The organism is Desulfosporosinus cupriresistens (assembly GCF_001707885.1).
Taxonomy (GTDB): Bacteria; Bacillota; Desulfitobacteriia; order Desulfitobacteriales; family Desulfitobacteriaceae; genus Desulfosporosinus.
In genome coordinates, this window is record NZ_MASS01000055.1 from 21,943 (window position 1) to 28,669 (window position 6,727).

Annotated in this window: 6 protein-coding genes and 1 pseudogene; 2 read left to right on the forward strand and 5 right to left on the reverse strand. The window is 41.5% G+C overall.

From position 1 onward, the window contains the following. Nucleotides 1–27: 27 nt before the first annotated feature. On the reverse strand, nucleotides 28–1,086 hold the full coding sequence (locus DSBG_RS17525) for an NAD-binding protein (RefSeq protein ID WP_068965664.1): 1,059 nt from the start codon (nucleotides 1,084–1,086) through the stop codon (nucleotides 28–30). A 217-nt stretch (nucleotides 1,087–1,303) separates the two neighbouring features. Here DSBG_RS17525 and DSBG_RS17530 point away from each other — a divergent pair, with 217 nt between their 5' ends. Then, the gene (locus DSBG_RS17530; RefSeq protein ID WP_068965666.1) at nucleotides 1,304–2,299 is read left to right on the forward strand and encodes a glycosyltransferase family 4 protein; all 996 of its coding nucleotides are present in this window, start codon (nucleotides 1,304–1,306) and stop codon (nucleotides 2,297–2,299) included. On the opposite strand, the gene DSBG_RS17535 is transcribed toward DSBG_RS17530, so the two are convergent. Beyond that, nucleotides 2,296–2,877, reverse strand: coding sequence for a class I SAM-dependent methyltransferase (locus DSBG_RS17535; protein ID WP_068965668.1), 582 nt, complete (start codon nucleotides 2,875–2,877; stop codon nucleotides 2,296–2,298). The two genes, DSBG_RS17530 and DSBG_RS17535, sit on opposite strands and share 4 nt — an antisense overlap. A gap of 132 nt (nucleotides 2,878–3,009) precedes the next feature. Between DSBG_RS17535 and DSBG_RS17540 the strand changes: the two genes are divergently transcribed. After that, nucleotides 3,010–3,996, forward strand: a complete 987-nt coding sequence (locus DSBG_RS17540; RefSeq protein WP_068965670.1) for a glycosyltransferase family 4 protein — start codon at nucleotides 3,010–3,012, stop codon at nucleotides 3,994–3,996. 426 nt (nucleotides 3,997–4,422) lie between these two features. Here the strand turns inward: DSBG_RS17540 and DSBG_RS17545 are convergent, their stop codons facing one another. From DSBG_RS17545 to DSBG_RS17555, 3 genes and pseudogenes are all read right to left on the reverse strand, one after another. Continuing rightward, nucleotides 4,423–4,953 (reverse strand): class I SAM-dependent methyltransferase, encoded by a 531-nt coding sequence (locus DSBG_RS17545; RefSeq protein WP_068965672.1) that lies wholly within the window; start codon nucleotides 4,951–4,953, stop codon nucleotides 4,423–4,425. A 1-nt stretch (nucleotide 4,954) separates the two neighbouring features. Then, on the reverse strand, nucleotides 4,955–6,100 hold the full coding sequence (locus tag DSBG_RS17550) for a tetratricopeptide repeat-containing glycosyltransferase family 2 protein (RefSeq protein ID WP_068965674.1): 1,146 nt from the start codon (nucleotides 6,098–6,100) through the stop codon (nucleotides 4,955–4,957). Between the two features lie 140 nt (nucleotides 6,101–6,240). Next, nucleotides 6,241–6,727 (reverse strand): annotated as a pseudogene (locus DSBG_RS17555) (DNRLRE domain-containing protein); the annotation flags it as partial.

The following is a 6,727-nucleotide window of genomic DNA, read 5'->3' on the forward strand; positions in this document are numbered from 1 at the left end:
ATATCTGCTCCTTTTTTCACTAATTATTTATTGATTGTTTAAGGCCTTTTGTCGATCTAACACTACACTTTCTATTTCCTTAGCCTGTTTAACTATCCTTTGATCAACCGCATCATTGGGGCTGAATCCTGCTCCACTAAGCTCATCTGAGGTAAATAAGGGATCTTCCACCCAGACAGTATTTCCGGCCTCTTTTAAGGCCTTAACCAAGTCAACCCCTCTGCTATGCTTAAGATCCTTAACACCAGTTTTATAGCTTAAACCTCTGACTAAGACCTGCTTGCCACTACCGACCTGGTTCACAATTCTATCTCTATAGTGCCTATCCGCCTGTTCTGCCCCCTCCAATAAAATCGAGTTACAAACAGTTCGTAAGAAATTCATGTCCTTAGGCAGACACTCTCCACCAATACCCCAGTCAGTAGCTAAAAGTTCGACGTTATTTTTACTATTAACGGCTAGTCTCAGATCGTCATAATCCATTCCTTGATCGACACAATAGCCGTAAATTTCCTGAGCAAAGGCTATATCAACATAGCGCTTTACATTCTCAACTACCTTAGACAACTCCGCCACCCTGACATCGGAAACTTCAACTAGAAGAGGGACCAACGGATCATAGAACTGACGTCCTTTTTCTAGGCAAGCTCTTGTAAAAGCTCCCATCACTCGTGGGGTATCACAAACGGTTTTGTCAACACCAAACATTACTCGATGGGGAACATGGATTAAGAAAAGATCTGTTCCTAAACTAAACCCTTTTCCCTCTAAAAATTCACGCACGCGACTCATGGTTCCCGGAGGCAAAGTAGATTCAATGGAAATCAAAGATCCAGGGCAGATTATCATTTTTTCTAAGGCCGCAAATAAGTTTTGACCTTGATTACCAGTAGAGGGAGCCATTAGCCAAACATCAATTCCAGTTAATGCCCGATAATCAGAGGTCACTCGATAACCCTGGGTGCGTAATTCTTTGATCCTACTCTCATTTATATCCACCCCAATGATTTCTCCTGGATATTCATTGCAAAGGTGAGTGAAAAGATTAAAGCCGATATTACCCAAACCAACTACACATATTTTCATTATTGGATTCATCCTCCCCCAATCTCGTCATTATAAGTTATGGCAGTCCACCTATTATTGATACAACCGTAATATTTTTCTTGTTGAAATAATAAACCTAATCGCGAAACTACAGCATTATTACCACTTTAGTGGCGTGTACATATACTGGAAAGACAACTTATTTCATGATTCATATATCTTGTAATTGAACTCAACGAAAGGAATGGTAATATTCATGAAACTAGTTATTCCTGTACTAAGTTTGGAAACCGGAGGGACACGCTTTATTTATCAGTTAGCCAATGAACTAGTGGATAAAGGACACAACGTCGAAATTGTAATACCCGAAAAGGCTGCTGTGGCTTGGCCACTGCGGGCACAAATTACCCGGGTTAAAGAACTCACCTCAAATACAATACCGCCTGCAGATTTTATTCTTCCAAATTTCTATCCAACTGTTTTTCCGGCTTTGGAATCTAAAAAAGGCCGAGTCGTTCGACTTAGCCTTGGTTATGAGCCTTTATGGGTGAATGAAACAGAAAAAGCTCTTGCTTCTTACCTTATAGATGCGCCGATCATTTCCTTATCTCAATGGCATCGTCAATTAATTTTACAAGGTACTGGTCGCGATAGCACAGTAATACCTGGGGGTGTTGACTCCACGGTTTTTCGTCCCTTCCCCAAGAAATCCCTTTCCACTGGACGTCTTAATATCGCCTATATCCTCCGTTCGAAAGAACATGGCTATACTTGGAAAGGCAGCGAAGACTTTTGGGAAGCCTGTCGACAACTAGCTCAGGTAGTTCCTAATTTTAACATTCAGGTTGTCGCTCCAGAGGGAGCATGTTACCAAGCACCCCTTCCTTATGAGATACTAAAAGCCACCTCTGACATTGAGATGGCCAAATTTTATGCCGAGGCAGACATTTTTGTGTCAACCTCCTATTTCGAATCTTTTTCCATGCCACTATTAGAAGCCATGGCCTGCGGTACAGCAGTCGTAACTACAGATAACGGTGGTAACCGCGATTATGCAAGAGACGGTGAGAACTGCTTACTGGTTCCCCCTAGTGATATCAAACAACTCACCTTAGCACTAAATCGTCTATTTACTCAGGAAAAGGAACGGCATCAGCTTGCTCAAACTGGCTTACATTTTGTCCAGTCTTGGACCTGGCGGCACTCGGCCGATAAATTAGAAGCCTTACTTTACCAATTAGCTCGCACCTAAAACCCACAATCCTTCCAAGCCAATAAAGCGTCGATAGGCTCGGCCTCATTACCATAGACCTGCAGAAAGGCTTTATTCCTCTGATCATGAAACTTACTAAAAACAGAAACATTGTAACCTATATTTTGAAAATCATCTACCTCCCACCCTGATCGATGGCGTTGATAGCTTTCTCCTCCCAAGCCGTAATGATCAATGTCTAACTGTTTAAAAAACCCCCTGGGAGTAAATACTATTACTTTTTTGACAGCAATCGCCTCTACTTGACGCAGAACGTCCAAGGCAACCCCTTTTTCAAGATGCTCAATGACATCAATCAACGTTACGCTATCAAGGGAATTCGGCAGGAATAGCTCGCTTATACGCTCTGCAGTGAAATTGAGTTTGATAAACCGCTCACCATACTTAGCATTCTCTAAGTATGGTCGATGAGCATCAACACCAATTTTTATAGGGCAACGAATTTCTTTAAGGGTAGAGCCTACACCGCAACCAACATCTAGGACAGTACTGGAATCTGCCAGGAGTCCATTAACCGTAGATAGGAAGTCTTTATGATTTAGAACATTAACTGTCACTGGCTGAACATCCTTCCAATGTTAATTTATTTATATGTTATGCAAAATTTCTGTTTAAGTGCCTTCTGAAGCACAAATGCCCTATCAGAAAGCATAATATGTAGTACCGTAAAACAAAAGGGAGGACAAACCATGAAGATTGTGTTTCCTGTCCTTAGTTTAGAAATGGGTGGAGGAGCCCGTTTTATTTATCATCTAGCTAATGCCCTTTTCGACAAAGGACATGATGTTGAAGTCGTTATGCCTGACAAAGGACTCCAAGTCTGGCCATTGCGCACTAAGCTAAGACGAGTGAAAGAACTAACTGCTTCCTCTATTCCTTCAGCTGATTTCATACTTCCTAATTTTTATCTAACAGTTAAGCCAGCCTGGGAATCTCAAAAAGGTCGAGTCGTACGCCTCAGTCTTGGGTATGAACCACTCTGGGTCCCCGATTCAGAAACCGCCAAGAAGACTTATCTGATCGGTGCCCCAATCATGTCAATATCTCAATGGCACCGACAACTCCTACGTCAAGAAACAGGTCTAGATAGCAGGGTCATCTCCGGTGGAGTAGATACTTCGGTTTTTCATCCTTATCCTAAACGATCTGAACAAACAGAGATTAAAAATATTTTTTACATCATGCGCGACCCTGCTTCTGGATACACCTGGAAAGGTGGTTCAGACTTTTTAAAAGCTCTAAACCGTTTAAAGGATACGGTCAATTTTGAGCTGACCGTTTCGATGCCAGAAAACGCCCTTTTTACAAGTCCTGTGCCTTGTCGGCTTATGACATCAACCAAGGATCAGGAGCTCGCCCGGCTCTATGCCGAAGCTGACCTCTTTGTTTACACCTCATACTTTGAAGCGTTTGGCCTACCTCCCCTTGAAGCGATGGCTTGTGGTACGGCTGTAGTGACCACTGATTGTGGGGGAAATCGTGATTACGTTCGGAACGGTGAAAACTGTTTGTTAGTTCCCCCTAGTGACATTGATCTGCTAAGCATAGCAATCTATAGCCTATTGACACAGAATACCGACCGTCAGCGACTAGCCTCTTCAGGCCATCTTTTTGCTCAAACCTGGTCTTGGCAACGTACCGCAGATCAGGTAGAAGCATTTTTGATGAGCCTTTAAGCTGCTTTGCTCCTTCTTAAATATAAAAAGGCTAGAAACCCCTTTTACCGCATAAAGGGGTTTTCTAGCCTACGCTTTTCGTTAGTAGCTCAACCCCATCACAATACGATTTAGCACTCATTTAGTAAGTAATTACATACACTTTAATCAAAAACAAAATTATGTTCATGGGGGACATGAAAATTATGGATTATGAAATAGTTATAATATCTAACAGACCCCTAAAAATAAGTCGGTAGGGATAAAAATGAAAATCAAAGAAGAAGACTTTGTGATGACATAATTATTATGGGGTTAATTAGAAAAAGAGGGCTGTTGCTAACTACTTCGTAGTAGTTTTGCAACGCCCCCTCACTTTTTCAAGTATTGAACCCTTGTCGGTTTTGATTACCTAATTTATCGTATATAAATATATTTGCCGCCTACCTATTCCTGCCATGACAACTGAACCTGACGTTTTCTGCAAATCGTTAAACCTGGTGAAATCGGAACCGTCATCAGCTCGTACGATGATCCCGATTCCCTCAACAACTCATCTGCTGCCAGATAGGCAGTACCACACCACTCTGGTTGTATCATTTGCTCATTCCCAGGATGGGTATCATGCAACAAAATGAGACCGTGTGGAACTACAAATGGAAAGAAATCCTTGAAGTCTTGTAACACTGCCTCTTTAGAATGATCCGCATCAATGAATAACATATCTATTTTTAGAGGGTTAGCCTCTACTTCCTTAGCGAATTCTTGTGTTGTGCCCTTAAAAAAACGAGTTTTTGAGGATTGTTGCATATAGTTACCGGCGTCCGCACTAATATCTACCCCCACTAATTGTTCAGCAAAGGGAGTTATTCGATTAAAAAGCGCACAATGATATAATCCTAGCTCCACGTAAACCTTGGGACGGACAAGACTAGCCAGATGAACGATAAAGTCTTCATGCCAGTTTAATACAACCACATTACTCAACCTCTTCCTCTAAAATATTAGGCAGTTCAATATCTTTCTCTAGTTTTTCGGCTTTTCCTAAAATACCCTCTAAATAATTCTTGTTGTACAAGACTTGACTGTTTTGCGGTCGATACTTTCTGGCGATTTCATTATGCTCATACGCCAACTCATATTTCCCTAGCCGATCATAGCAAACACACAATTGTAAATGTGGTAACCATGTCCAACATGCTTCAAGGATTGGACCCCAACCATCAATAGGCTTTTCTAATTGAGTGGCCAGTTTGTACCAGAAAACCCCTTGTTCGTATTGCTTTGCACCCAGAAAATAAAAACCTAAGCGACAACAAAACTCAGCCCTTGGGGTGGCATATATGAATGACTTAAATATATATTCAAGTTGCTTGTCTGGGCTCTCTAATTTTTGGTAACAGTCGGCCATTTTTCCGCAAGCAGAAATATTATCCTCAACCCATCCCTGCTTAGTATTTAAAAATTCCTGATAAGATTCAATGGCCTCATTATAAAAGTGGTGTTCCAACAATTCATTTGCATAGTAATATAAATCCCGTGGAGAAAACGGCTCCCCTTTAGCTTTACGCTTTTCATATATTTTAAGGTTGCGGTCAGAATCATCCCCTTCCGTTCCTTTGTGTGTTACACAGACATCAGAATTTAGAACCTGCCCGTAAACCTCCAAATATTCGTGTACTGCTCCAATCCAACGAAAGTTCATACTGCGTTTAACGAGACGATTCCTTCTTAAGCTAAAAGTGGCTGCGCCAAACTGGTCAAATGCCAAAAGATAGGGCATGTTCACAACGTCCAATAAGGGATCAAAATTCTGCTTTAGCTTCACAAACTGCTCACGATCAGCCTCAGAAAAAACATCATCTGCATCCAACCAAAGGATGTAATCCATAGTCGCTTTACTAAAAGCAAAATTACGGGCAGCCGCAAAATCATCGATCCAACTAAAATCAAAGATTTTGTCAGTAAATTCTTTGACAATCTCTTTCGTACAATCCGTTGAACCCGTATCAACAATTACTATTTCATCAGGGATACCTTCGACGGAATTGAGACATCTCGCAATGGTATCTTTCTCATTCCGTACAATCATACACAAACTAACGGTTATGGACTTATCAGCCATCTTTCCTTCCACCTCATAATTATGATTTTGGTCATTACTTATGGTATTCAACATATTGAAAGTAAGAGCATATTCAACAATATTTCAGCAAAGAGAGTCCTCAATGGGCTCCTCTTTGCTGAAACCTTCTCTAGTAATGATTATCCGAAGGCAAGGGCATTTAATGCTCTAGTAAGTGCAACCGCACTTGTAAGGTTTGTACCCGTAACTGTAATTCGGATTTCGTAGGTGTGAGATCCGGCAGCTGGAGTATCAATCCATGTCAAGTTAGGAATTTCGCCAAACAGACGTGAAGTTGCCGTTTGACTGTCGGTTTCTTTTTCAACTGTTACTGTAGCAATTGATGATCCATCAAGGAATAGTTCATAGTCAATAGTGTATTGAAAGTTGGCACTTGCGGTTGTAGTTATTTCTACTTCTGCCATGGAATCTAATTTCAATGTCTGCCCTGTCGTAGTAGTTACAGCAAGAGACAGAACAGATACTTGAGTGGTAATTGGAAGACTTAAAGAACTACTGGATTGGATGGAAGCTAATGTGCTTCCTGCTCCGGTTGCTCCTGTCTCTCCGGTGGCTCCTGTAGGTCCGGTGGCTCCTGTAGCCCCTGTAGCTCCCGTAGCTCCTGTC

Coding starts and splice junctions, on each gene's coding strand:
- DSBG_RS17525 (WP_068965664.1), bottom strand. CDS start 1,086: ATGAAAATATGTGTAGTTGGTTTGGGTAATATCGGCTTTAATCTTTTC.
- DSBG_RS17530 (WP_068965666.1), top strand. CDS start 1,304: ATGAAACTAGTTATTCCTGTACTAAGTTTGGAAACCGGAGGGACACGC.
- DSBG_RS17540 (WP_068965670.1), top strand. CDS start 3,010: ATGAAGATTGTGTTTCCTGTCCTTAGTTTAGAAATGGGTGGAGGAGCC.
- DSBG_RS17550 (WP_068965674.1), bottom strand. CDS start 6,100: ATGGCTGATAAGTCCATAACCGTTAGTTTGTGTATGATTGTACGGAAT.